This window comes from Mesorhizobium sp. M1406, from assembly GCF_040317555.1.
Lineage (GTDB): Bacteria > Pseudomonadota > Alphaproteobacteria > Rhizobiales > Rhizobiaceae > Mesorhizobium.
In genome coordinates this window covers 114,567-139,541 of record NZ_JAMYKW010000010.1, presented here as the reverse complement: position 1 = coordinate 139,541, position 24,975 = coordinate 114,567, and the positions used below count along the sequence as shown (strand labels likewise).

The 24,975-nt window shown below is 63.3% G+C and carries 18 protein-coding genes; 4 read left to right on the top strand and 14 right to left on the bottom strand.

Translation table 11 applies throughout. The features are described 5' to 3' along the window. Positions 1-186: 186 nt before the first annotated feature. Together gltB and NKH03_RS12065 are read left to right on the top strand one after the other, a co-directional pair. The gene (gene gltB, locus NKH03_RS12070; RefSeq protein WP_352877859.1) at positions 187-4,938 is read left to right on the top strand and encodes a glutamate synthase large subunit; all 4,752 of its coding nucleotides are present in this window, start codon (positions 187-189) and stop codon (positions 4,936-4,938) included. Between the two features lie 140 nt (positions 4,939-5,078). Further along, positions 5,079-6,533 carry a glutamate synthase subunit beta gene (locus NKH03_RS12065; protein WP_352968541.1) on the top strand — a complete coding sequence of 485 codons (1,455 nt, stop codon included), beginning with the start codon at positions 5,079-5,081 and terminating at the stop codon, positions 6,531-6,533. A gap of 133 nt (positions 6,534-6,666) precedes the next feature. Here NKH03_RS12065 and NKH03_RS12060 read toward each other — a convergent pair whose 3' ends face one another. Then, on the bottom strand, positions 6,667-7,881 hold the full coding sequence (locus NKH03_RS12060) for an SGNH/GDSL hydrolase family protein (protein WP_352968540.1): 1,215 nt from the start codon (positions 7,879-7,881) through the stop codon (positions 6,667-6,669). Between the two features lie 74 nt (positions 7,882-7,955). Continuing rightward, complete coding sequence (locus NKH03_RS12055) at positions 7,956-9,176, bottom strand: lytic murein transglycosylase (protein ID WP_352877865.1); 1,221 nt, start codon at positions 9,174-9,176, stop codon at positions 7,956-7,958. 209 nt (positions 9,177-9,385) lie between these two features. Between NKH03_RS12055 and galU the strand changes: the two genes are divergently transcribed. Then, complete coding sequence (gene galU / locus NKH03_RS12050) at positions 9,386-10,288, top strand: UTP--glucose-1-phosphate uridylyltransferase GalU (RefSeq protein ID WP_352968539.1); 903 nt, start codon at positions 9,386-9,388, stop codon at positions 10,286-10,288. Positions 10,289-10,340: 52 nt separating this feature from the next. Here galU and NKH03_RS12045 read toward each other — a convergent pair whose 3' ends face one another. After that, positions 10,341-12,128, bottom strand: a complete 1,788-nt coding sequence (locus NKH03_RS12045) for an outer membrane beta-barrel protein (RefSeq protein ID WP_352968538.1) — start codon at positions 12,126-12,128, stop codon at positions 10,341-10,343. A 251-nt stretch (positions 12,129-12,379) separates the two neighbouring features. Between NKH03_RS12045 and NKH03_RS12040 the strand changes: the two genes are divergently transcribed. Next, a complete protein-coding gene (locus tag NKH03_RS12040) occupies positions 12,380-13,381 on the top strand; it encodes a KpsF/GutQ family sugar-phosphate isomerase (RefSeq protein WP_352968537.1) in 1,002 nt (333 codons plus the stop codon). Positions 13,382-13,385: 4 nt separating this feature from the next. Here NKH03_RS12040 and NKH03_RS12035 read toward each other — a convergent pair whose 3' ends face one another. From NKH03_RS12035 to NKH03_RS11985, 11 genes are all read right to left on the bottom strand, one after another. Continuing rightward, entirely contained in the window at positions 13,386-13,850 is a 465-nt protein-coding gene (locus tag NKH03_RS12035) for an NfeD family protein (protein WP_352968536.1), read from the bottom strand. Between the two features lie 11 nt (positions 13,851-13,861). Then, the gene (locus tag NKH03_RS12030; protein ID WP_352863281.1) at positions 13,862-14,812 is read right to left on the bottom strand and encodes an SPFH domain-containing protein; all 951 of its coding nucleotides are present in this window, start codon (positions 14,810-14,812) and stop codon (positions 13,862-13,864) included. An 88-nt stretch (positions 14,813-14,900) separates the two neighbouring features. Further along, positions 14,901-16,145: an NAD(P)/FAD-dependent oxidoreductase gene (locus NKH03_RS12025; RefSeq protein WP_352968535.1), complete on the bottom strand. Its 1,245-nt coding sequence runs from the start codon at positions 16,143-16,145 to the stop codon at positions 14,901-14,903. Positions 16,146-16,296: 151 nt separating this feature from the next. Next, complete coding sequence (hemH, locus tag NKH03_RS12020; RefSeq protein WP_352877874.1) at positions 16,297-17,361, bottom strand: ferrochelatase; 1,065 nt, start codon at positions 17,359-17,361, stop codon at positions 16,297-16,299. Between the two features lie 136 nt (positions 17,362-17,497). Then, positions 17,498-19,531, bottom strand: a complete 2,034-nt coding sequence (locus NKH03_RS12015; protein ID WP_352968534.1) for a 5'-nucleotidase C-terminal domain-containing protein — start codon at positions 19,529-19,531, stop codon at positions 17,498-17,500. Between the two features lie 190 nt (positions 19,532-19,721). Beyond that, positions 19,722-20,099 (bottom strand): outer membrane lipoprotein Omp10, encoded by a 378-nt coding sequence (omp10, locus tag NKH03_RS12010; protein ID WP_352968533.1) that lies wholly within the window; start codon positions 20,097-20,099, stop codon positions 19,722-19,724. Between the two features lie 186 nt (positions 20,100-20,285). Beyond that, positions 20,286-21,731, bottom strand: a complete 1,446-nt coding sequence (locus NKH03_RS12005) for a homospermidine synthase (protein WP_352968532.1) — start codon at positions 21,729-21,731, stop codon at positions 20,286-20,288. A gap of 129 nt (positions 21,732-21,860) precedes the next feature. Then, positions 21,861-22,793 carry a heme-dependent oxidative N-demethylase family protein gene (locus tag NKH03_RS12000; protein ID WP_352968531.1) on the bottom strand — a complete coding sequence of 311 codons (933 nt, stop codon included), beginning with the start codon at positions 22,791-22,793 and terminating at the stop codon, positions 21,861-21,863. Next, positions 22,790-23,077, bottom strand: a complete 288-nt coding sequence (locus tag NKH03_RS11995) for a YciI family protein (protein WP_352968530.1) — start codon at positions 23,075-23,077, stop codon at positions 22,790-22,792. Before NKH03_RS11995 ends, NKH03_RS12000 begins: the two co-directional genes overlap by 4 nt. 14 nt (positions 23,078-23,091) lie before the next feature. Further along, positions 23,092-23,754, bottom strand: coding sequence for an aminotransferase class IV family protein (locus NKH03_RS11990; RefSeq protein WP_352968529.1), 663 nt, complete (start codon positions 23,752-23,754; stop codon positions 23,092-23,094). After that, positions 23,703-24,848 (bottom strand): aminodeoxychorismate synthase component I, encoded by a 1,146-nt coding sequence (locus NKH03_RS11985; RefSeq protein ID WP_352968528.1) that lies wholly within the window; start codon positions 24,846-24,848, stop codon positions 23,703-23,705. Before NKH03_RS11985 ends, NKH03_RS11990 begins: the two co-directional genes overlap by 52 nt. Positions 24,849-24,975: the final 127 nt, after the last annotated feature.

Sequence of the window (24,975 nt, the reverse complement as noted above, 5' to 3'; positions counted from 1 at the left end):
TTGGCCTCTCCGGCTGTTGCCGCGAGCGACAGGTGGACGGCCTCAATCTGGCCTGTACGATACGAACCATGCGGAAAGCCGCCTGGTCCGGCAAGGATTTCGCAAGACGTGCCGCAAGGATCAGGGTGAGCCAAGCGCTTGCCGAGGCAAACCAGCGCCCGACGGGCTGGGAACGGAGGACAGGAGATGACGGACATGACGCACTCTGCGACGAACGGCCAGGCCGCGCAGACGAAAGCGGCAGCCGTCAAAAATACGTCCCTGACCAATATCGGTAGATCCAACATTGGCCGCACCGGCAACGGCTTTTCCGCCCGAGGCCTCTACGATCCGCGCAACGAGCATGACGCCTGCGGCGTCGGCTTCATCGTCAATATGAAGGGCGTGAAGTCGCATCAGATCGTCAAGGACGGGCTGGCCGTGCTTGAAAACCTGACGCATCGCGGCGCCGTCGGTTCCGATCCCCTGGTCGGCGATGGCGCCGGCGTGCTGGTGCAGCTTCCCGATCGTTTCTTCCGCGAGGAAATGGCGGCCCAGGGCATCGACCTGCCACCGGCGGGCCAGTACGGAGTCGGACATTGGTTCATGCCGCAGGACGCGGCGCTTCGCGCCCATATCGAGGACATCATCGCCGAATCGGCGCAATCCGAGGGGCTTCCGCTCATCGGTTTCCGTGACGTGCCCGTCGACAATTCGTCGCTGTCGAAGGCGGCTGATATCGTGGCGTCCGAGCCGTTCCACCGGCAGATCTTCATCGGACGCACGCCGGACATTACCGACGACGAGGAGTATGAGGCCAGGCTCTATCTGCTGCGCAAGGTCATATCGGGCCGCATCTATGCCGAGAACGACAACAAGGACATCGGCGCCTATTGCGTGTCGCTGTCGGCGCGCACCATCGTCTACAAGGGCATGTTCCTGGCCTATCAGGTCGGTGCCTATTACAAGGACCTGATCGATCCGCGCTTCGAGACGGCACTGATCCTCGTCCACCAGCGCTTCTCGACCAACACCTTCCCATCGTGGAAGCTGGCGCATCCCTATCGCATGGTCGCCCACAATGGCGAGATCAACACCGTGCGCGGCAACAACAACTGGATGGCGGCGCGGCAGGCGTCCGTCGATTCCGAACTGTTCGGCAACAACATCTCGAAGCTTTGGCCGATCTCCTATGACGGCCAATCCGATACCGCCTGCTTCGACAATGCGCTCGAGTTCCTGTTCCAGGGCGGATACAGCCTCAGCCACGCCATGATGATGCTGATCCCGGAAGCCTGGGCCGGCAACAAGCTGATGGATGCCGATCGCAAGGCCTTCTACGAATACCATGCGGCACTGATGGAGCCGTGGGACGGACCGGCGGCGGTGGTCTTCACAGATGGCCGCCAGATCGGCGCCACGCTCGACCGCAACGGACTGCGCCCGGCGCGTTACATCGTTACCGACGACGACCGCGTCATCATGGCCTCGGAAGCCGGCGTGCTGCCGGTGCCGGAGGAGAAGATCGTCAAGAAGTGGCGGCTGCAGCCCGGCCGCATGCTGCTGATCGACCTGGAGAAGGGACGCATCGTTTCCGACGAGGAGCTCAAGTCGGAGATCGCGGCCAAGCATCCCTACAAGACCTGGCTCGCCAATACGCAGCTCATCCTGGAAGATCTGAAGCCGGTCGAGCCGCGCGAACTGCGCAGGGACGTCAGCCTGCTCGATCGCCAGCAGGCGTTCGGCTACAGCCAGGAAGACACCAAGCTGTTGATGTCGCCGATGGCGACGACAGGCCAGGAAGCCGTGGGCTCGATGGGTACCGACACGCCGATCTCGGCCATGTCGGACAAGTCGAAGCTGCTCTACACCTATTTCAAACAGAACTTCGCCCAGGTCACCAACCCGCCGATCGATCCGATCCGCGAGGAACTGGTGATGAGCCTTGTGTCCTTCATCGGGCCGCGGCCGAACATCTTCGACCTGGTCGGCAATTCGCGCCGCAAGCGGCTCGAGGTGCGCCAGCCGATCCTGACCAATGGCGATCTCGAAAAGATCCGCTCCATCGGCCACACCGAGGACCGCTTCGACACCAAGACGATCGACATCACCTATGGCTCCGCCGAAGGGGCCGCGGGCATGCAGGGCGCCATCGACCGCTTGTGCGAGCGGGCGGAGGCGGCGGTCGCCGGCGGCTACAACATCATCATCCTGTCCGACCGCCAGGTCGGGCCGGACCGCATCGCCATCCCGGCGCTTCTGGCGACGGCCGCGGTCCATCATCACCTGATCCGCAAGGGGCTGCGCACCTCGGTCGGCCTCGTCGTCGAATCCGGCGAGCCGCGCGAGGTGCATCATTTCTGCTGCCTCGCCGGCTATGGCGCCGAGGCGATCAATCCTTACCTCGCCTTCGACACGCTGCTCGACATGCACAAGCGTGGCGAGCTGCCGAAGGAAGTGGACGCCTACGAGGTCGTCTCGCGCTATATCAAGTCGATCGGCAAGGGCATCCTCAAGGTGATGTCCAAGATGGGCATCTCGACCTACCAGTCCTATTGCGGCGCGCAGATTTTCGACGCCATCGGGCTGAAGACCGATTTCGTGCAGCAATATTTCACCGGCACAGCGACGCTGATCGAAGGCGTCGGGCTGGACGAGATCGCGACCGAGACGCTCAGCCGCCACAATGACGGTTTCGGCAACGACCCGGTGCTGCGCAACAGCCTCGAGGTCGGCGGCGAATACATGTTCCGCATGCGAGGCGAGGCGCATATATGGTCGCCCGACGCGGTCGCCACATTGCAGCACGCCGTGCGCCAGGGATCGTGGGAGACGTTCAAGGACTATTCCGCCCAGATCGACAGCGAGACGGCCCGCGCACAGACCATTCGCGGCCTGTTCAGGCTCAAGCTGGCCGAGGAGACTGGCCGAAAGAAGGTCGCGCTCGACGACGTCATGTCGGCGGCCGACATCGTCAAGCGGTTCTCGACCGGGGCGATGTCGTTCGGCTCGATCTCACGCGAGGCGCACACGACGCTGGCGCGCGCCATGAATCAGATCGGCGGCAAGTCGAACACCGGTGAGGGCGGCGAAGAGGCCGACCGCTATCTGCCGCTGCCTGGCGGCGGCAAGAACCCCGAACGCTCGGCGATCAAACAGATCGCCTCCGGGCGTTTCGGCGTCACGGCCGAATACCTCGTCAATTCCGACATGATGCAGATCAAGGTGGCGCAGGGTGCCAAGCCCGGCGAGGGCGGCCAGCTACCCGGCCACAAGGTCGACGCGACCATCGCCAAGGTCCGGCATTCGACGCCGGGCGTCGGCCTGATTTCGCCGCCGCCGCATCACGACATCTATTCGATCGAGGATCTGGCACAGCTGATCTACGATCTGAAGAACGTCAACCCGGCGGCCGACGTGTCGGTCAAGCTGGTGTCGGAAGTCGGCGTCGGCACGGTTGCGGCGGGCGTCGCCAAGGCGCGCGCCGACCACATCACCATCTCCGGCTATGATGGCGGTACCGGTGCCTCGCCGCTGACCTCGCTCAAGCATGCCGGCAGTCCGTGGGAAATGGGCCTCGCCGAGACACACCAGACGCTGGTTCTGAACGGCTTGCGGTCACGCGTTGCACTGCAGGTCGACGGCGGCTTGCGCACCGGCCGCGATGTCATCATCGGCGCGCTGCTCGGCGCCGACGAGTTCGGCTTCTCGACCGCGCCGCTGATCGCGGCCGGCTGCATCATGATGCGCAAGTGCCATCTCAACACCTGTCCGGTCGGAGTCGCGACGCAGGATCCGGTGTTGCGCAAGCGTTTCAAGGGCACGCCGGAGCATGTCATCAACTTCTTCTTCTATGTGGCGGAAGAGGTTCGCGGTCTGCTCGCCGAGATGGGCTACACCCATATCGACCAGATCATCGGCGACACCGACCTCCTGGAAAAGCGCGACCTGATCGTGCACTGGAAGGCACGCGGGCTCGACTTCTCGAAGATGTTCTTCAAGCCGGATGCGCCGCATGAAGCGGTGCACTGGACCGAGCGGCAGAAGCATCCGATCGACGACGTGCTCGACCGCAAGCTGATCGAACTGGCCAAGCCCGCGCTCGAAAGCAAGCAACCGGTCAAGATCGAGGTCGACATCCGCAATGTCGACCGCTCGACCGGCGCCATGCTGTCGGGCGAAGTGGCCAAGCGCTTCAAGCACAAGGGCCTGCGCGAGGACACGATCTCGGTGAAGCTGACCGGTACCGCCGGCCAGTCCTTCGGCGCCTTCCTGGCGCGTGGCATTTCGTTCGAGCTTGTCGGCGCCGGCAACGACTATGTCGGCAAGGGCCTGTCGGGCGGCCGCATCGTCATCCGGCCGCCGGAAGAGGCCAAGATCGTCGCGGCGGACTCCATCATCGTCGGCAACACGGTGCTCTATGGCGCGACCGAGGGCGAGGCCTATTTCGCCGGTGTCGCCGGCGAGCGTTTCGCCGTGCGCAATTCGGGCGTGGCGGCCGTCGTCGAAGGCGTCGGGGACCATGGTTGCGAGTACATGACCGGCGGGATCGTCGTCGTCATCGGCCAGACCGGCCGCAACTTCGCCGCCGGCATGTCGGGTGGCGTCGCCTATGTGCTCGACGAGGCCGGCGATTTCGCCGAGCGTTGCAACATGGCGATGGTCGAGCTGGAGCCGGTTCCGGAAGAAGACGACCTGATGGAAAGGCTGCTGCACCATGGCGGCGACCTTGATCACAAGGGTCGCGTCGACGTGTCCGGCGACATGACCAGCCATGACGAGGAGCGGCTCTACCAGCTGATCTCGAACCATGTTCACTACACCGGTTCGGTGCGCGGTCGCGAGATACTCGACGACTGGACGACATTCCGGCCGAAATTCCGCAAGATCATGCCGGTCGAATACCGTCGCGCGCTGATCGAGATGGAACGCATGCGCATGGGCGTGGCGGCAGAATAGATTTGGAATTGCCGGGAGGCCCAGGTTTCCCGGCCCATCTTCATCGATAGTTTGACCTCGTGCGAAAGGTTGCCATGGCTGCCTCAAGAGGTTAACGGGTGCGGCGAAAACCGCACCATCTGGACAGCAGGAACTGGACTATGGGCAAGGTAACAGGCTTTCTCGAAATCGACCGGCAGGTGCACAAGTACCAGCCGGCCTCCGACCGCATCCGGCACTTCCGTGAATTCACGCTGCCGATGTCGGACAAGGAGGTCGAGAAACAGGCCGCGCGCTGCATGGATTGCGGCATTCCGTACTGCCACGGACCGACGGGCTGCCCGATCCACAACCAGATCCCCGACTGGAACGACCTCGTCTACAATGGCGACTGGGACAACGCGATCCGCAACCTGCACTCGACCAACAATTTCCCGGAGTTCACCGGCCGCATCTGCCCCGCGCCCTGTGAGGAAGCCTGCACGCTGAACCTCGAGGACATTCCCGTCGCCATTAAGACGGTGGAGCAGGCGATCGCCGACAAGGCCTATGAAACCGGCCATATCAGGCCTTATCCGCCAGAGAAGAAGACCGGCAAGCGTGTCGCCGTCATCGGCTCCGGCCCGGCCGGCATGGCGGCTGCCCAGCAGCTCGGCCGCGCCGGCCACGACGTCCATGTCTATGAGCGCGAGAGCCGGCCCGGCGGGCTGATGCGTTACGGCATTCCCGACTTCAAGATCGAGAAGCACTATATCGACCGCCGCATCGAGCAGATGCAGGGCGAGGGCGTCACCTTCCATTGCGGCATCAATGTCGGTGTCGACAAGCCGGTTGCCGAGCTGCTCGCCGAACATGATGCCGTGCTCTATTGCGGCGGGTCGGAAACGCCGCGTGCGGCCGGCATTCCCGGCGACGATCTCGGCGGCGTGCATGACGCGATGCCGTACCTGGTGCAGCAGAACAGGCGTGTCGGCGGCGAACCGATCCAGTCTGTGGCGTGGCCGTCGCATCCGATCATCGCGGGCGGTCAGCATGTCGTCGTCGTCGGCGGCGGCGATACCGCGTCCGACTGCGTCGGCACCGCCTTCCGCCAGGGTGCCGTGCGTGTTACCCAGCTCGACATCCGTCCGCAGCCGCCGGAGAAGGAAGACAAGCTTTCGGTCTGGCCCTACTGGGCAACCAAGATGCGCACTTCGTCCTCGCAGGCCGAAGGCGCGGAGCGCGAATTCCAGGTGGCAACGCTCGAATTCATCGGCGAGGAAGGCCAGTTGACCGGCGTCAAGTGCTGTGAGGTCGACGACAAGCGCAAGCCGATCGTCGGCACCGAATTCGTCATCCGCGCCGATCTCGCCTTCATCGCCATCGGTTTTGCTGGTCCGGCGAAGGCTGGTGTGGCGACGGAGCTGGACGGTAAGATGAAGATCGTCACCGACAACCGCCGCTCCAGGAATGTCGAGGCCAACGACCGTGACTACAGGACCAGCGTCGACAGGCTCTATGCGGCCGGCGACGTGCGTCGCGGCCAGTCGCTGGTCGTCTGGGCGATCCGTGAGGGCCGCCAGGCGGCACGCTCGATCGACGAGTCGTTGATGGGATCGAGCGTTCTCCCGCGCTGAGCCAAACGGCCTCGGGGCCGCTCCGCGACACTAAAGCGCGTCGCGTTTGAACGGATTCAGTCGACGCGCTTTAGGTCTTTGTTTTTATGCATGTCGTTCTCCCAAAACCGAGGTCACTTTTGGGCGACATGCATTAACGATTGATCGCGGTCGTGGTGTCGGTCGCGGCGGCGGCCTTAGGCGGCCAGGAGAAATCGTCGGCGCGGCCGGGCGAGGCATTTGGTGCCTTGCCCTCGATTACCAGCTTTTCACCCGGCAGGTCCGGATTAGCCTTCGCCAGCGGTGCCGCGCCAAGCAGCTCGGTGCCGCCATCGAGTGCCGGATCGCTGAGCAGCATCGGTGCGGTTCGGTCGATGACAATGGGGGCCGCGGCCGGCGCCGGCGCCTCCACGGGAGCGCCCGCCGGGGCGGATGCCGTGACCGCGCTCCCCGGCGCGGTCAGTCCGAGGATCTTCAACAGCGGCTTTTCGGCATAGAAGGCAAGCTTGCGCTTGCCTGCCTTCGAGACGTTGATGCCGTCATCGGCGCGCAGTCGCACCGGCTGGCCATTGATATCGGGGCCGCTGGTGACGAAGGCACCGTTCTCATCGACGAAGCCGTCCCAGATATCGACGAATTCGCCACCATGGCTTTCGGCGGCCTGACGGTAGATGTCGTTGAAGGCAAGCATGTCGGAGGTCATCTTCTGTACCCGAAAGGCCGGCATGCCGACCCAAAGGAAAGGCACCTTGGCCTCCGTAATGGCTTTGCCGAACGCGTCGGTGCGACGCTCGTATTCCTTGGTCCAGTTTTCGGATCGCGGCTGTTCGCGGACGTCGCCGATTTTCATCTGCTGGCGGTCGTTGGAGCCCAGCATGACGATTACGGCGGCGGGCTTTTCGGTCTCGATCAGTGACTTGATCTGTTCGGGCCAGTTGTAGAAGTCGTCGCGCACGAAGCCGGACGAACCATTGCCGCGAACGACGATCCTGACGCCGGCATTCTCGGCAAAGGCGGTGTCGAGGCCTTCGGCGAGACCGGCCGCCATGAAGTCACCGACCACCAGGACGGTGCGGGCATCCGGCGCCTTTTCGACTACAGGGGTTTCCGGTTCCGCGGGCGGGCGCGGCGTCCGGGGTTTTTTCACCTTGGGCCTGGGCCTTGCCTTCTGGATATCCAGCGGCGGCTCGAACCGCTCGCTGCGGCGCGGGAACAGAAGGTCGCGCAACGACCAGCCACGGTCTTGCTGCTCCTGCGCCATGGCCGGTGCATGAAATGCGCCGGCCATACCGACGGCGAGCACGATGACGGCCAGAATGAGCACCGGCATGCGGCGAACAAGCCCTGCGATGCGCGCAGCCGAAGCCAATCGTTTCCTCCATCCCTGGCAGATCGCTACAGTCCTTTGCGCGCCCGAAAGGCCGCGCGGCACCGCAGGTGGCTCTATTTCCGCCGGAGCCACTTCAGCACTTCCATGCTCGGATAGCCATCCTGGGCCAAGCCGGCGCTGGCCTGGAACGCCATGATGGCTGACTTCGAACCGTCGCCGATCTTGCCGTCGAACTTGCCGTCGTAAAGGCCGTGCTGGGAAAGCCGCTTCTGCAGCTCCTGCCTTTCCTCGAAAGTGAGCTTGGTGAAAGGCCGCTTCCAGTCCTGCACGAGACCGCTGGAGCCGGCGATCTCGTCGGCAAGAAGACCGACGGCAAGCGCATATTTGTCGGCATTGTTGTAGGCTTTGATGACCGAGAAATTCTTGATCATCAGGAAGGCTGGCCCGCTGCGGCCGTCCGGCACCTTTAGCGTCGCCTTGTCGGAGCCGTTCTTGAACGGCTTGCCATTGGCCCTGACCACGCCGAGAGCCTGCCATTGCGACAGCGTCTTGGAACCGCCGGGAAGTTTGCCGGCGGGCAGGGCGACCTCGTAGCCCCAGGTCTTGCCCGCCTGCCAGCCATTCTTCTTCAACAGGTTGGCGGCGGTCGCCAGCGCATCGGGAATAGAATTCCAGATATCGCGCTTGCCGTTGCCGTCCATGTCGACGGCATAGTGCAGGTAGCTGGTCGGGATGAACTGGGTGTGGCCCATGGCGCCCGCCCACGATCCGCTCAGATGGCTTTCGTCGATATCGCCGGTCTGCAGGATCTTCAGCGCGGCGATCAGCTGGGTGCGGGCGAATTTCGCCCGTTTCGGATCGGCATAGGCCAAGGTCGCCAGCGAGCGCACGACATTGCGCATGATGTCGTCGCGCTTGAGGATTTCGCCATAGTTCGATTCCATCGACCAGATGGCCAGCAGGACGTAGCGGTCGACGCCGAACCGTGACTCGATCCTGTCTAGCCACGGCTTCCATTTCCTGGCCATCTGCTGCCCGACCGAGACCGACTGGTCATGGACGCGGTTGTCGAAATAGTCCCAGGCAGGGGCTGTGAATTCAGGCTGCGTGCGCGCCTTTTCCAGCACCACCGGGTCAATATCCTTGATGTCCCTGAAGGCCTGGTCGTAGAGGGCGCCGGAAACGCCGCTCTGCACGGCGGTGGCGCGGAAGCCGGCAACCCATTGCCGGAAGCCGGCATCGGCGAAAGCGGGGCCAGGCATCAGCAGAGCGAGCGAGAGGCTGGCTGCCGCTATGACGCTGGCAAAAAGTTTTGCGGCATTGCGAACGGACATCTTTTCCTCCTTCTCTGTCTCAGGAAAGACCATTCATCGCCGAACCAGGTTAGGAATTAGTTTACCATAGGTGCCGCCGCGAACGAAAAGACGTCTCGAAGGTTTCCGGCGAACGCTCCTGCCCTGTCGCCCAGTAATCCTCAATTCCGGCGTGAAAATGTCTTGCAACGGGGATTGCGGAGCTGCCCATCAAACGGATAATTGACTGCATGAAGAGAGTTCGCAAGGCAGTGTTCCCGGTCGCCGGTCTCGGCACACGGTTTCTCCCGGCCACCAAGGCTGTCCCCAAGGAAATGCTGACCGTCGTCGACCGACCAGTCATCCAGTATGTGGTGGATGAAGCGCGCGAGGCCGGCATCGAGCATTTCATCTTCGTCACCGGCCGCAACAAGGCCGTCATCGAGGACCATTTCGACATCCAGTTCGAGCTCTATGACACGCTGGCCCAGCGCGGCAAGGACGACCAACTCGCTCGCCTGCAACGGCTGCAGCCGGCGCCGGGGCAGACCAGCTTCACCCGCCAGCAGGTGCCGATGGGGCTCGGCCACGCCGTCTGGTGCGCCCGCGAGCTCGTCGGCGACGAGCCGTTCGCGCTTTTGTTGCCCGACATGATCATGCAGTCGGAGAAGAGCTGCATGAAGGCAATGGTCGAGCTCTACGAGGAAACCGGCAACAACATCATCGCCGTGCAGGAATGCGATCCCGCCGAAGCCCACAAATACGGCATCGTCGGCCGTGGCGAGGACACGCATCACGGCTTCCGCATCACCGAGATGGTGGAAAAGCCGAAGACCGGCACCGCGCCGTCCAATCTCTACATCAACGGCCGCTACATCCTGCAGCCCGAGATCTTCAAGATCCTCGAAGGCCAGGAAAAGGGCGCCGGCAACGAGATCCAGCTCACCGACGCGATGCTGAAGCTGGAAAAGCAGCAGGCCTTTTATGGCTACCACTATCGGGGCCGCACGTTCGATTGCGGATCGCCGGAAGGTTTTGTCGAGGCCAATGTCGCCTTCGCACTGTGGCGCAGCGACATGAACGAGAACATGGCCGGCGTGATCCGCACCCTTCTTGATGAGATAAGACCATCGGAGCGGCTCGGCGTCGCTTAAGGCAGTCAAGCTAGCGATACATCGCTTTGCCTGACTGTGCTGCCTAGATTTCCTATCTCTGCACTTTCACGCCGAGGAAGATGCTGTTGGCGGTGTAGTCGCGGCCCGGTAGATTGCTGGTCAGCTTTTCGGTCCTCACCCTTGTGGTCAGGCCTGCATAGCGGTTCAGCCACAAGGTCATGCCCGCCTCGGCGCTCAAGATCCTGTCGTGGCCGTCGATGCCGACATAATCACGCCAGTCCAGGCCCAAAGCCGCATTTCCGGTGAGGTTGGCGCGAATCCGACGTTCGGCGGTCAGGCGCCCGGAATAGAGGATATCGCCGCTTTCATTGGCCGTGGTCGTGGGCTCGACGGTGGTCCGCCCGGTCAAGCCGATCGTGGTGCCGCGTTCGGGCGACCATTTGAGGTCGGCGTTGATGGTGGCACCCGAAATCGCATCCAAATCTTTGTCATCGATCGCTTCCCTGAGCCAGCCGGCCGAGAATTCACCCGACAGTTTCTCACCCATGTCGAGCGCAAGGCCGGCGCGGGCGCCTAGCCGCGTCGACGAGCGCTCGAAGCCTTCATTGTCGATGCGTTGATCATAGGCCCGGCGGCCGACCTCGATTTCGGTGAAAGGGGTGAGGGCGGGGGAGATCTCGTAGCCGGTGCGCAAGGTCGCGGTGTAGAGCGTGGAGTCTTGATCCTTCTGCGACAGCGAGGTGCCGTTCGAAAGCCTGGCGTCGCCATAGAAGTCGTGCGAGAGCGCGCCGGTGAGCGTGTACTGCATTTTGCCGACGTGTTTTTCGACGGCGAGGCTGCCGTCGACGGTCTGCCGCAGCGGCTGCTTGCTGACGCCCGCGATGGCGTCCGGCGACGAGGCCGATTCCGGCACGGCCTCATAGCCGAGCTTGGCGATGGCGCGCAGTTCATTGTCGAGGTCGACATTGAGCTGGCCTTCGATGCGCCCTTGCTCATTGTGAACCGGGTAACCCGAGACGGTCTCGCGGAACAGGCCATAGCCGTCGATCGTGGCGGAGTTCTCGCGCCAGTCGGAGGCGGCGGAAAAGCGCAGCGCCGTCTCGGACAGCAGTGCCGACTTGCCGGCATTGCTCGAATCGCCGTTCGACGTGGCGGTCAGGCCCTGTTCGATCGTCGGTCGGATGACGAAGGAGCCCCATTTGACGCCGGTGGCGGCGAACGGGTCATCCTCCGGCTTCTTTTTCTGGCCTTCGATGGCGTTCGTGCGCTCCGCTCCTGGGTCGAGCTTCTGCTTGTCGGCGCTGTCGATGGTGAGGGCGCGGCGGTTGGCCGTTTCCTCGTCGGTGCCTGCACTATCGCTGGCATCCGTCGTGGAGGCGGTCGTGGAAGCGGTGATGTCGGTGGCTGCCGCCGTCGACTTCTTCTTTTTCGACTTGTCCGCGGCCTTGTCCCTGGCCTGGTCGGCCGCATTCTGCCCGGCGGTCGATGAGCGGCGGCGAGGCTTGGGCGGCGCCGCGGTGTCGGCGGAAGTATCGTCGGTGGCTCCCGGCGGGTCGAAAACGCTGCCGGTCGCGGTTGCGTCACCGGTGTCCGTATCGTCGGGCACAGCGCCGGCGCTGGCCGGCAGATAGGTGCGGGCCAGCGCATTGTCTTGCGCCGCATTGGTCGGGACCCGACCCCGCGCCGCCAAAGCGAGCTGTCTCGCCTTGCGCTGCTGGTCGGACAGGATCGCCGATTCCGAAACCTCGCCGCGCAGTTCCGTTTCCTGCGCATGGAGCGCCGTTGGGCGCAGCAGGGCAAACATGCTGGTCGCCAGCAGCAAGGCGCAGACCGCCTTGCCCTCACATCCTCTCGATTTTTCTGGCTGGGCCCCGGACATCGCCACCACTGCTTGCGCGGCGCACGCGCGCCATACTTACCGAACCGTAAATGGGGATGGTTAACGGAGGGTTGAGGCGGCAGGCCGTTGGCCGCCTGAAGCGCTGACTTCCCAAGGGATTCATACGGCGCGCGTTAAGCTTTTTGGTCTCCATGCCTGTCGTTGTCGCAAACCGCCGCACACATTCGGGCGACATGCCCAGGGCCATTTCCGTTGGACAGCGCGCCGGCAAAGCGCTAATCGCTTCAGCCATGCATGCGGAATCCCTGGATAACAAGCCTTTGGACAGGCAAGCGTCGATCGCTTCGGCGCTGAGGACGGTGGCGACCGAACAGGCGGGGGTCGCGGCCCTTGCCGAGGCCTTGGAGAACGGATTGGCCGCGCCTTTCGCCCAAGCCGTCGACATGATCTCCGGGATTGAAGGCCGGCTCATCGTCACCGGTGTCGGCAAAAGCGGCCATATTGGTTCGAAGATCGCGGCGACGCTGGCCTCGACCGGCACGCCGGCTTTCTTTGTCCATCCCGCCGAAGCCAATCACGGCGATCTCGGCATGATCGCCAGGGACGACGCCATCATCGCCATGTCGTGGTCGGGCGAAAGCAAGGAACTGATGGGCATCGTCGCCTATTCCAGGCGCTTCTCCATCCCACTTATCGCCATCACCGCCGGAGAGACATCGGCACTGGCTCGGGCCGCGGACGTCGTGCTGCTTTTGCCGCGCGCGCCGGAGGCCTGCCCGCACGGCCTGGCACCGACGACATCGACGCTGCTGCAACTGGTAATGGGCGATGCACTGGCGATCGCCCTGCTCGAAGCGCGCGGCTTCACGCCGGACCATTTTCGCACCTTCCACCCAGGCGGCCAACTCGGCGCCAATCTGACGCAGATCCGCGAGATCATGCATGTCGGCGACAGGCTGCCGCTGGTGGTCACCGGCACCGGCATGCAGGACGCGATCCTGGAACTGTCGCGCAAGGGATTTGGCTGCGTGGCGATCACCGACGCCGACGGTGCGCTGGTCGGCATCATAACCGATGGCGACATCCGCCGTCATATCGGCAGCAATCTGCTGGCGATGACGGTGGATCAGGTGATGACAAAAAGACCGAAGACGGCGGCGCCTGACACATTGGTGGCGACGGCGCTGCAGACGATCAACAATTCAGCCATCACCAGCCTCATGGTGGTGGAGGGCCGCAAACCAGTCGGCCTCATCCACCTGCACGATCTCTTGCGGATCGGCGCGGCCTGAACGTTCAGACGGGCTCCACCGTCAGCTCCAGATCGGTGTCGGCCGCACCCGTCACGCGCACTTGCGTGCCGGCCGGCAGATCCGGACCGGAGACACGCCACAGCGTGTCGCCCAGCTTGATGCGGCCACGTCCATCCCGGATCGGTTCGGCAAGTGTCGCCATCCTGCCGACCATTTGCGCGCCACGCCGGTTGAGCAGCGGCTGGTCGGTCGGGTCATTGCGACTGCCGACCAGTCTCTTGCCGATATAGGCCGAGACCATCGACAGCGCCAGGAAGGCGAGGACCTGGACCTGCCAGGTCCAGAAAGCGGTGTCCCAGATCAGCAGCGACACCGCGCCGATGATCAGGGCGGCGATGCCGATCCACAGCATGAAGATACCGGGCGCGATGATTTCCATCACCAGCAGGGCGAAGCCGAGAACCATCCAGTTCCACGGGCCAAGTTCGGAAATGATGCGGTCGATCATGGGTTTCGAGCTCAGTTATCGGTCGGGCGAACGACTGGCGGGCGCGCGGCCTGCCTTTGCGCGCCGGTCGTGCCTTCGCTGCGGAAAACCTCCTTGGCGATCTCGCCAATGCCGCCGAGCGAGCCGATCAGCGACGACGCCTCGAAGGGCATCAGCACGATCTTGCTGTTGGTGGCCGTGCCGATCTTGCCCAGCGCTTCGGTGTATTTCTGGGCGACGAAGTAATTCAGCGCCTGCACGTCGCCCTTGGAAATGGCTTCCGACACCACCTGCGTGGCGCGGGCTTCCGCCTCGGCCGAACGTTCGCGTGCCTCGGCGTCGCGGAAGGCGGCTTCCTTGCGGCCTTCGGCTTCGAGGATCTGCGACTGTTTGAGGCCTTCGGCGGCGAGGATCTGCGCGCGCTTGTTGCGTTCCGCCGTCATCTGCCGACCCATCGATTCGATGAGGTTGGCCGGCGGGTTGATATCCTTGATCTCGACGCGGGTGATCTTGATTCCCCACGGATGCGCTGCTTCGTCGACGACGCGCAGCAGCCGCTCGTTGATGGCGTCGCGGTTCGACAACAGCTCGTCCAGATCCATCGAACCCATGACGGTGCGGATGTTGGTCATCGTCAGATTGAGGATGGCGTTCTGCAGGCCCGCAACCTGGTAGGCGGCCTGCGCCGCATTGAGGATCTGGAAAAAGGCAATGCCATCGACACCGACGATGGCGTTGTCGCGGGTGATGATTTCCTGGCTCGGAACGTCGAGCACCTGCTCCATCATGTTCATCTTGGCGCCGACGCGGTCGACGAACGGGAAAATGAAATTGAGGCCCGGGCTCAGTGTCTTGGTGTAACGGCCAAAGCGCTCCACCGTATAATTGTAGCCTTGCGGGATCGTCCTAATGCCTTTGATCAGAAGCACCAATACCAGAAGGGCAAGTGCACCAACCGCAATATCGAAACCACTGAAATCCATTTGGCTCTCCCTCGGGCGTAGGCCGCACAAGCCATTCTCGCGCAACCGACTTCACCAAAGGCTTAAGTGTATTTCAGACGCGTTACAATCAGGTGATGATGGATTGTTTGTCGAATTGCACCCTACGGTTGAAAGAAAACAGCCTTGCATCCGTATCGTCCAGCCCGTTGATCGAAGCCGAGACAATCTCGGAAGCGATCCGCGAAAAGGTGATGCCGTTGCCACCGTAGCCCATCACGGCATGGATGCGAGGATGCCTGGGAATGGCGCCGATATAGGGCAGGCCGGTGGTCGTGGTGCCAAAAGAACCGGTCCAGGCGAATTCAGGCCTGGTGTCGAGATGCGGAAATATCAGGCCAAGTTTTTCGGCAATGCGTGCGCTCTTGTCAGCGATCAGCTCGTCGCGCTGGGTCTCATCGACAAAGTCCTCGTCCTCGCCGCCGCAGACGACCCTGCCGTCGGCTGTCGCGCGCAGATAGAGGTAAGGGTCCGACGCTTCCCAGATGAAGGCTGCCCGAGGCCAGATCTTTCGCGATTGCGGTCGTGTCGCGATCGCCCAGGTCGAGACGATCTGGTGGACTGCTGCCGGCACGATATCGACGAGTTCGTAGCCGGTGGCCAGAACAACATGTCGCGCGGTGATGGTCGGGCCATCCCTGGTCGCGACGACAACCGCGTCGGCGCTGTCCACGATCACCGTCGCTTCGACGGGGGCATAGAAACGTGCCGTGCGCTCCGCGGCCTTGAGCAACAAGCCGGCCGTCAGCTTGCGCGGGTCGAGTGCGATATTGCCATGGCTGAGGATGGCGCCATCACGATCGATGCCGAAATTTTCCGCCAGCGCCGCCGGTGTGAGGTAGGTCGCGCCGATGCCGGCTTGCCGCCGCGCGTCGGCCTCGTCACGTAGTTGCGATGGGCTGAGCAAGGTGCCGGCCAGATAGAGCGAAGGCGTGCGGCTCAGACCACAATTGATGCCGAGTTCGGCGATGCGGGCGGCAAGATTGGAAATGGCGAGCCGCGAGCGTCGCCAGGCCTGGTTCGCCGAGTCTCTGCCGATCATCTTTGACAGGGTCGAAAGCGGCTGATCAAGCTCGAATTCCACCAGCGCGGTGGTCGCGGCCGTCGAGCCTTTCAGCGGGCCGCGCCGGTCGATGCAGATCACCGCACGGCCCTGTGCCGTCAGAGCTTCCGCCATCATGGCGCCGCTGATGCCCATGCCGACGATCAGCACATCTGTCTTGACGTCGCGGGTCAGGCTGTCCGTCGGCACCGCAGGCGCGCGATAGGCGGACCAGACGGGCCGTCCGGTTCTCAGGTCGAGCTTGCGGGGCATCGAATTCTCCGGGGGCGCGCCTTAACGCCCCGGAGCTTGTGTTGTTCCGCTACAGAGCGGCTCACCGCGTCACGGAAGCGGCGAGCCGCTCTGACTCTTGTTTGAAGCAATTCCGGACGGAAAACCGTTTCACACTTTTCCTGGAATTGCTTTAGACCCAGCCGGACAGTTCGCGCCGCACCGTCGCCTCGAGCACCGCCATGCCCTCGGCGCTGTCGTTGAGGCAAGGGATATGGGCGAAGTTCTTGCCGCCGGCATGATGGAAGGTCTCGGCCGCCTCGCGGCCGATCTCGTCCAGCGTCTCGATGCAGTCGACGGAAAAACCCGGATTGACGATGGCGATCGACTTCACGCCGTCCTGCGCGAGTCTCTCGACCGTCTTGTCGGTATAGGGCTGCAGCCATTCCTGCGCGCCGAAGCGCGACTGGAAGGTGATGATTAGTTTCTTGTCATCCCAGCCGAGCCGTTCACGCAACAATCGCGTCGTCTTTTGGCAATGGCAATAATAGGGATCACCCTTCTCGAAATAGGGTTTCGGGATGCCATGATAGGAGGTGACGACCACCTCCGGCTCGAAATCAAGCGTCGCCAGATGCTGTTCGATCGAGCGCGCCAGCGCTTCGATGTAGACCGGCTCGTCGTAGTAAGGCGGCACGCTGCGGATGGCCGGTGCACGGCGCATTTTCATCAGCGCGCGAAACAGCTGATCGTTGGCGGTTGCCGTGGTCGTCGCCGAATATTGCGGGTAGAGCGGGAACGAAAGAATGCGGTCGCAGCCTTGGTCGACCAGACGCTGGGCAACGCTTTCGGTCGAAGGATTGCCATAGCGCATCGCCCAATCGACGACGATTTCGGGCAGGTCGCGCAGCGCTTCGGCCAGCTTCTCGCCCTGGCCGCGAGTGTAGGTGCGCAGCGGCGACTCGTTCTTCTCCCGGTTCCAGATCCGGGCATAGTTGGCGCCCGACGTTTTCGGCCGCCTGGTGAGCACCAGGCCATAGAGGATCGGATACCAGATCGCCCTGTTGAGCTCGATGACGCGTGGGTCGGACAGGAATTCTCGGAGATAGCGCCACATCGACTTGAAATCGGTGCCGTCAGGCGTGCCCAGATTGACCAGCATGATGCCGATCTTGCCCGCCTTGACCGGCGGGTGTCCGGCGGGCAACGGGCCAAGTGCCTTCGCGGCCTTGGGATCGACAGGGGTGGATAGCGTCATAAGGGTTCTCCGGGAGACGCGAACCTAACCATCTTGTGTGCGCTTTCAATGCAGCGTCTGGCCGCACCTTATCCCGAAAACAGGACGCCCGCCCGGTTTCTCGGGCGGGCGGTGTCTTTCAGGCATCGAAGCGAGGTTATTTCGGCGGGATGGTCAGGGTCGCGCCGACCGGAAGCCGACGCGGCTCGTAGCCCTTGTTGGCGTCCGAAATGACTTTCCACTTGGTGCCGTCGCCATAGGCCTTCACCGCCAGATCCCAGTAGGTATCGCCGGCAACGATGACATGGCTGCTTTCGGCCGGTGCCGGTGCCGCAGGGGCAGGAACCGGTGCCACTTCAGCCGGTTTTGCCGCTTCGGCCGGTGCCGCAGGCGGGGCTGGCGCTGTCTCAGTCGATATGGCCGGCGGTGTGTTGGCGATATCGCCCGAGTTGGCCGGCAATTCAGGCATTGAAGGCGCCGCGTCCGCCGGCTTGGCGGCTTCGGCCGGTGCGGGTGCCGGGGTCGCCGGAACTGCTTCGGCCGGCTTGGCTGGTTCGGCCGCGGGTGCCGCCGCGACGGTCGCCGCGATCTCGGTGATGCGGCCGTCGAGCTTCGGCGTGTAGGGCCGGTGGGCGCCAAGATAGTCGGCAACCACCTGTTCAAGACCCGGACCGTAGTCATAGGCGTTCCTCGCCTTGTCGGCGAAGACCTTGTAGCCGTCGCCGCCCTGGCGGACATAATTGTTGGTGGCGACCAGATAGTCCTTGTCCGGATTGAGCGGCGTCCAGGCGCCGCCTTCCATGACCTCCACCGACTTGACGCGGCCGGCATTGGGTGCGGCGGACTTGTCGAAGGAATATTTCAGGCCGGCGACCTGCGGGAAGCGCCCGGCGCCGTCCTCGACCTGGCTGAGGCCGTTCTCAAGACCGGCCACCAGGTCCTTGCCGGAAATCTGGAAGGTTGCCAGCGTGTTCTGGAACGGCAGCACGGTCAGCACCTCGCCCATGGTCACTGTGCCCTTGTCGATCGATGCGCGCAGCCCACCGCCATTGGAGATGACGATCTCGACGCCCTGTCCCTTGACGCGGTCGAGGATGGCGTCGGAGACGAGGTTGCCCATCGCGCATTCTCGGGTACGGCAGCTCTCGCGGCTGCCGTCGATCACGTCGGTGGTCTCGGCCACTTCCTTGTTCTTCAGCGCCTCGATCGGCGCGCCAAGCTCCTTGATGCGGGCGAGCACGGCCGGGTCGGGCGTGATCGACTTGTCGAGATAGATCGGGTCGCCGCTGGCCGATTTGACGACGCCATTGTCGTCGAACACCACCTTGAACTCGCCGAGATATTTCGAATAAGACGCCGCCTGCACGACCGGCACCTTGTAGCCGTCCGGGTTGTCGACCATCGTCGGGTAGGGGCCTTCAGCCTTGGGGTCGGTGTTCGACAGCAGCGAATGGCTGTGTCCGCCGACGACGACATCGATGCCCGGGATCTTTGCAATGACGTCGCGCTCGCGTCTGTAGCCAATATGGGTCACGGCGATGATCTTGTTGATGCCCTCGCCCTTCAGCTTCTCGACCTCGGCGGTGATCGACTTGACGTCGTCCTCGATGGTGACGTTGGGGCCGGGGGAAGCGAGGTCCGGCGTGTCGTTGGTGATAGCGCCGATGATGCCGATCTTCTGGCCACCGACCTCGACGACAACAGACGGCTTGACCCGGTCGCCGAGCTTGGATTGCGCGTTGGCCTTCACATTGGCACCCAGCACCGGAAATCCGATCATGTCGAGGAACGGCGCCAGGGCCACTTCGCCGTCGTCGAATTCATGGTTGCCGAGCGCCATGGCGTCGAACTTCATCTGGTTGAGGAATTCGCCTTCGACCTTGCCCTTGTATGTCGTGTAGAACAGCGAGCCCTGGAAATTGTCGCCGGCGCTGAGCAGCAGCACATTCTGGCCTTCCAGCTTCTTGCGCTCCTGGGCGATAGCGGTGATCAGCCGACCCGCGCCGCCGATGCATTCGCCCTTGGTCTCCTCGTCGGCCGAGCAGGTCGACTCGTATTTGTTGTTGCCCTCAATGCGACTGTGCCAGTCGTTGATGTGCAGGATATTCAGCGTGTAGTCGGCAAAGGATGCGCCAGCCGACAGGCCGAGAGCTGAGACGGACAGGGCGGCAACGGCAGCAAACTTCTTCATCTTCGTCTCCCGGAAAGCTGATCAGAGGCCTTTAACGCTCTTGCTTGACTGGAACATTACAGTCGGCGCTTTGGCCATGTTCCCATCGCGTTCCAGATGACGCAAGCGGAAATCCGGGAACCTTTGCCGGCATAAAAAAGGACGGCGGCCAACCGGCCGCCGTCCTTAGCGGAGCGAAATGATCGCTGGTTCAGACGCGCCGTGTCAGCACGAAATTCTGGCCGCTGGCGCTGGTGCAGTTGAGCTGGCTTGTCGAAACCATCAGGCAGTTGAAGCTGACTGGCGTCTGGCGGATCAGCGAGGTGCCGTTGATCTGCACCGAAGTGGCGCCGGTCATCGTGTAGCTGCCATCGGCAAGCTTCTGGCCTGTGTCGGTGGCGACGGTCGTGAAGGTGCCGCCGGCGAAGGTCGACAGGCCGGTGCCCTTGGCGTCGATCCAGGAGCCTTCAACGCCTTTCGGCGACGCCGCCATCGGCGGTTCATCGGGGCCGCTGGTGGCACAAGCAGCAAGCATCGCCGCAATGGCCCCCGCCAAACTCATAGAAAGAACTTTGCGCGCGATAGTCATGTGAAAATCCTCTCCTCTCGCATCGGCCGAAAAATCGAAATCGATTTTCGGAAAGCACGATGCGCGCATCCAAGTTTCCAGAGCGTACGCCGTGCCGTCAAACGGGCACGCGTCGCTCTCGTCCGCATCCTTCAATCGCCCGATTTCCGGGCGATTGCAAGGCAATGGGCGCTATGGAACGCACCGCTATCGGACGAGGATGTTGCGGAACTGCCACGGATCGTCCCGGTCGAGGTCTTCCGGGAACAGGCCGGGGCGGTTATCGAGCGGCGTCCAGTCGGTGTAGTGGCCCTCGACCGGCCCGAGATACTGGGACTGCACTTCCAGGCAGCGCCGGTAGTCCATCTCGTCGGCCTCGACGATGCCGGCCTCCGGGTTTTCCAATGCCCATACCATGCCGGCGAGAACCGCCGAGGTGACCTGCATGCCGGTGGCGTTCTGATAGGGTGCCAGCTTGCGCGCCTCGGCGAGCGAGAGGTGCGAGCCGTACCAGTAGGCATTCTTGTCGTGGCCGTAGAGCAGCACGCCAAGCTCGTCGAGGCCGTCGACCAGCTCGTTCTCGTCGAGCACGTGGTGCACAGGCTGAGCCTTGCCGGCGGCGCCGAACATCTCGTGTAGCGACAGCACCGCGTCATTGCAGGGATGGTAGGCATAGTGGCAGGTCGGGCGGTAGTGCACCTTGCCCTTCTTGCCGCGTACGGTGAAGAAATCGGCGATCGAGATCGCCTCGTTGTGGGTGACCAGGAAACCGTATTGCGCGCCGGGCGTCGGGCACCATGAGCGCACGCGCGTGTTGGCGCCGGGCTGCTCCAGGTAGATCGCGGCCTTGGAGCCATGCTTGTGCTTCTTGGCGTTCTTCGGCTTCCACTTCTCATGCGTGCCCCAGCCGAGCTCGGCGGGCTGCAGGCCTTCGGAGATGAAGCCCTCGACCGACCAGGTGTTCCAGAACACATTCATCGGCTTCGGCTTCTTGGCGCGCTGGGTGTCGCGCTCGGCGATGTGGATGCCCTTGACGCCGGCCTTCTTCATCAGCTTGGCCCAGCCCTCGCGGTCGTCCTGCGCAGGCTCCGAAAACTCGAGGCCAAGATCGGTGGCGAGATTGACCAGCGCCTGTTTGACGAACCAAGAGACCATGCCTGGATTGGCGCCGCAGGTGGAGATGGCCGTCGCACCGCCGGGCTTGTCGTGCTTTTCCTGGATCATCGCCTCGCGTAGCGCGTAGTTGGTGCGGCTGGCATTGTCGGCCTCGGCATCGAAATAGAAACCGAGCCATGGCTCGACGACGGTGTCGATGTAGAGCACGCCGAGCTTGCGGCAGAGGCGCATCAGATCCACCGAGCCGGTATCGACCGACAGGTTGATGCAAAAGCCCTGACCACCGCCATTGGTCAGAAGCGGCGTCAAGAGCTTCTTGTAGTTCTTCTCGGTCACCGCTTCCTGGACGAAGGCGATGCCGCGCTCGTCGAGCAGCTTGCGGTCGGTGTCGCGCGGGTCGATGACCGTCATGCGCGACTTGTCGAACTGGAAATGGCGCTCGATCATCGGCAGCGTTCCCCGGCCGATCGAACCAAAGCCGATCATCACGACAGGGCCGGTGATCTCACCGTAAACGGGCCAGTTTTCAGTCGCCATTTTATCGAACACTCCTTCAAAGCCCAGGAAGCTGGGAAAAACGCACACAAAACCGGGCATCTTTGCCCGGCGGCCATGCGCTACATCACAGATCATTGTCACAAACCAGCGAAAAGCGCCAACCAGCGGCTAGCCGTCATTGGCCATGCGGTTAAGGACCACGATCAGCCGGTCGCGGTCTGATGTCAGGCCTTTGTAGTCGAGCTGGGCGAGATCGAGCGCTTCGAGCTGGCCGGCGAAAGATACAGCCAGCGTTGCCCGATCCGGATGCCGGGCGAGCACGGCGAGGGGGTCGAGATGGATGCGGATGGTGAACAGGATGTCACGTGTAACCGGTAGTTTCCGCAGGGTTTGCCGCTCGACGCGGATGAAGGCATGGGCGTCGATATCGCCATCGGGAAAGCGCGACGGCCGGTTGGTGGCGCGGTCCATGCGCTGCAGGTCGGAGAGCGGATGATAGAGCGCGTCGCCCGACTGGATCGACCAGTTGTAGCGCTCGACGGCTTGTCCCTGGAGGCCATCGAACATCCGGTGGATCAGCTCGGCCGGACGCGTGCCCGGGCCGAAACCCGGCACCGGCGCGTGGATGTCCTGCAGCGGCTTACCGAACTTTTCCAGCAGCGACCAGGATGAGGGAAAGCACAGCGAGCCGGCAACGAGCCGCCAGCCGGCGTCGCTACGGCGCATCAGGATCAGGTCTTCCTGGACGAGCTGTGAGGCCCTAGCCAGCGGAGCATCGGCGAGGGAAGCAGGCAGGCGGCCCGCCGCGCCCACGGCCTCGACCCCCGATCCGGTGCGCCGATAGGTTTCGGGGAACCTCTCCAGCAGATGCGCATCGAGCAAATCGAGCACTTCCTGCTGGGCGTCCCGCGTGCCATCCTCCTCGACGAAAACACGATCGGGGATTTCGGCATAGAGCCGGCGCTTCTCGGCGAGATAAGGCAGCAGATGATCGTCGACCTCGATCCAGTCCGCCGGATCGAGCGGCTTCAGCCCGATGCTGAAGAGTTTCGACGAACCGTCGTAGGGCGTGTGGGCGGGGAGCACCTCGGCCACGCTCATGCTTCCTTGAAATGATCGAGGCCGGTGGCGGTCATCCTCGCCAGGAATTCGGTGACATCATAGTCGGCCGCGCCTGCCTTGGCGAAAGGGTCGGCGGCCAGCCTGACGTCGAGCACCTCGCGCGGACAACGTGCGATGATGATGCCGCCGGTCCTCGGCTTCTTCGGCCCAGAGGCGACGAAGATGCCGTCCGCATAGCAGGCCTTCAGCCATTCGACATGCGCGGCCTGCAAGCGGTCGATCTCGGTCAGCGGCACTTTGTAGTTCAGCGAGACGACAAACATTGTCCGGGCTTCTCTCAGGTAAGTTTGGCCGGAATCAGTCCGCGCAGCGAATTGCCGACGAACAGCGTCCTTGCGGATTTCAGATCGTCCAAGCTGTAGATCGCTTCACGGGCGCGGCCTTCATCCAGAAGCTCGGCGCGCAATACGCCAGGCAGCAGGCCGCAGTCGAGCCGGGGCGTCGCCAGCGCGCCGTCGCCGAAATCGGCGAAGACATTGGTGATGGTGCCTTCACAGATTTCGCCGCGCTCGTTGGCCAGGATCACCTCGTCGGCCTGGGTGATGAGATATTCGGCGCGGGCGTGCGTGTAGAGCTGCCGCCGGCTGGTCTTGTGGCGCAGCAGCGGATCGTGCGAATCGAGCCTCGTTCGCGCCAGCCGCAGCAACCAGACCTTGTCGGCGGCGAGCGGTTCGTAGGGGTGTGCCGAGGCGGTCACCTCGCCGTCATGCGACAGGACGAGGCGGGTGCGCATGGCAATGCCGGACCCGCTGACCGCGCTGCTCAGCACGTCGCCGACCTTGCCCGGATCACAGCGGAAGCCGAGCTCAGCCGCCGAGCCATAGAGGCGGGCGAGATGACGATCGAAGCGCAGGAAGCCCGAGCCGGGTTCCCAGCGCATGGTCTCGATCAGCTGGAAATCGGCGGTGTTCCCGTCGCGAAGCGCGCTTTCAGCAGACACTCCTGATACTCCTCCCGCGCCGTCGAATCGAAGACGACGCCGCCACCGACATTGTAGACGGCCTCGCCGCCGGAAAAGAGCGAGATGGTGCGGATCGCCACGGAAAAGCGCATCGTGCCGCCGGGCGCGATCCAGCCGATGGCGCCACAATAGACATCGCGCGGCGTGCCTTCCAGATCGTGCAGGATTTCCATGGCGCGAATCTTTGGCGCGCCGGTGATCGAGCCGCAAGGAAATAGCGCCGCAAAGATCTGGCGGATGGAGAGACCCGGAAGCAGTTTGGCCCTGACGTCGCTCACCATCTGATGGACGGTCGGATAGGTTTCGATGCGAAACAGCGCCGGCACGTCCAGCGTGCCGACCTCGCTGATCAGCGAGATATCGTTGCGCAGGAGATCGACGATCATGCGGTTTTCGGCCTGGTTCTTCTCGTCATTGCGTAGGAAGATCTTCTGCCGCTCGTCCTCGGCCTTGGTCGCGCCGCGCGGTGCCGTGCCCTTCATCGGATGCGTCTCGATCATGCCCCCGGCGTCGATTTCGAAAAAGAGTTCCGGCGAGCGCGACAGCACGATGGGTTCACCGAGAGCGACGAGCGCGCCATACTTTACCGGCTGGCGTTCGGTCAGCGCATCGAAGGCGGCCAGCGGGTCGCCTGACCATTGCGCATGCACCGGAAAGGTCAAATTGCCTTGGTAGCAATCGCCCTGCCTGATGTGCTGGTGCAGCCGCGAGAAGCGCTTCTCGTAGTCCTTGGGCGACCACGTCGCGCGGGCGTCGAAGATCGGGCCATTGGTCGCCGCGGTGTTGCGGGGCGGCACCGCCTCTTCGACCGGCGCATCGAAAACGCCAAGGCACACGAGGGGAGCGCGGCGCCCGTCCGGCAGCAAGGGAACGAGCTTGGGTTCCAGCAGATACCCCGTCTCATAGGAGAAATAGCCGGCAAGCCATTTGCCGGCGTCGTGCGCGGCTTGCGCTGCTTCCAGTGCCGGCAGGAAATCCTTCGCCTCATGCGCCAAGATGACATCGGCCGGCCGGTCGAAAACGAGCTGGCGCGCGCTTTCGTCGTTGCGGAAAATGGCGGCGGGCACGGACATGGGACTCGGATGCTGCGGTCGATGAAGCCGTCGACCGCTCTATATGGGGGGCCGCTCGCGCGCAATCGAGGGAACGGCACGCTGCCACTCAAAGCCGACCTTTGGGCCGATCTCAAGGCCACTTCCG

Bases quoted from the DNA above. Each gene is read 5' to 3' on its own strand.
- gltB (WP_352877859.1), top strand. From the start codon at position 187: ATGACGGACATGACGCACTCTGCGACGAACGGCCAGGCCGCGCAGACG.
- NKH03_RS12065 (WP_352968541.1), top strand. From the start codon at position 5,079: ATGGGCAAGGTAACAGGCTTTCTCGAAATCGACCGGCAGGTGCACAAG.
- NKH03_RS12055 (WP_352877865.1), bottom strand. From the start codon at position 9,176: ATGTCCGTTCGCAATGCCGCAAAACTTTTTGCCAGCGTCATAGCGGCA.
- galU (WP_352968539.1), top strand. From the start codon at position 9,386: ATGAAGAGAGTTCGCAAGGCAGTGTTCCCGGTCGCCGGTCTCGGCACA.
- NKH03_RS12045 (WP_352968538.1), bottom strand. From the start codon at position 12,128: ATGTCCGGGGCCCAGCCAGAAAAATCGAGAGGATGTGAGGGCAAGGCG.
- NKH03_RS12040 (WP_352968537.1), top strand. From the start codon at position 12,380: ATGCATGCGGAATCCCTGGATAACAAGCCTTTGGACAGGCAAGCGTCG.
- NKH03_RS12035 (WP_352968536.1), bottom strand. From the start codon at position 13,850: ATGATCGACCGCATCATTTCCGAACTTGGCCCGTGGAACTGGATGGTT.
- NKH03_RS12030 (WP_352863281.1), bottom strand. From the start codon at position 14,812: ATGGATTTCAGTGGTTTCGATATTGCGGTTGGTGCACTTGCCCTTCTG.
- NKH03_RS12025 (WP_352968535.1), bottom strand. From the start codon at position 16,145: ATGCCCCGCAAGCTCGACCTGAGAACCGGACGGCCCGTCTGGTCCGCC.
- hemH (WP_352877874.1), bottom strand. From the start codon at position 17,361: ATGACGCTATCCACCCCTGTCGATCCCAAGGCCGCGAAGGCACTTGGC.
- NKH03_RS12015 (WP_352968534.1), bottom strand. From the start codon at position 19,531: ATGAAGAAGTTTGCTGCCGTTGCCGCCCTGTCCGTCTCAGCTCTCGGC.
- omp10 (WP_352968533.1), bottom strand. From the start codon at position 20,099: ATGACTATCGCGCGCAAAGTTCTTTCTATGAGTTTGGCGGGGGCCATT.
- NKH03_RS12005 (WP_352968532.1), bottom strand. From the start codon at position 21,731: ATGGCGACTGAAAACTGGCCCGTTTACGGTGAGATCACCGGCCCTGTC.
- NKH03_RS12000 (WP_352968531.1), bottom strand. From the start codon at position 22,793: ATGAGCGTGGCCGAGGTGCTCCCCGCCCACACGCCCTACGACGGTTCG.
- NKH03_RS11995 (WP_352968530.1), bottom strand. From the start codon at position 23,077: ATGTTTGTCGTCTCGCTGAACTACAAAGTGCCGCTGACCGAGATCGAC.
- NKH03_RS11985 (WP_352968528.1), bottom strand. From the start codon at position 24,848: ATGTCCGTGCCCGCCGCCATTTTCCGCAACGACGAAAGCGCGCGCCAG.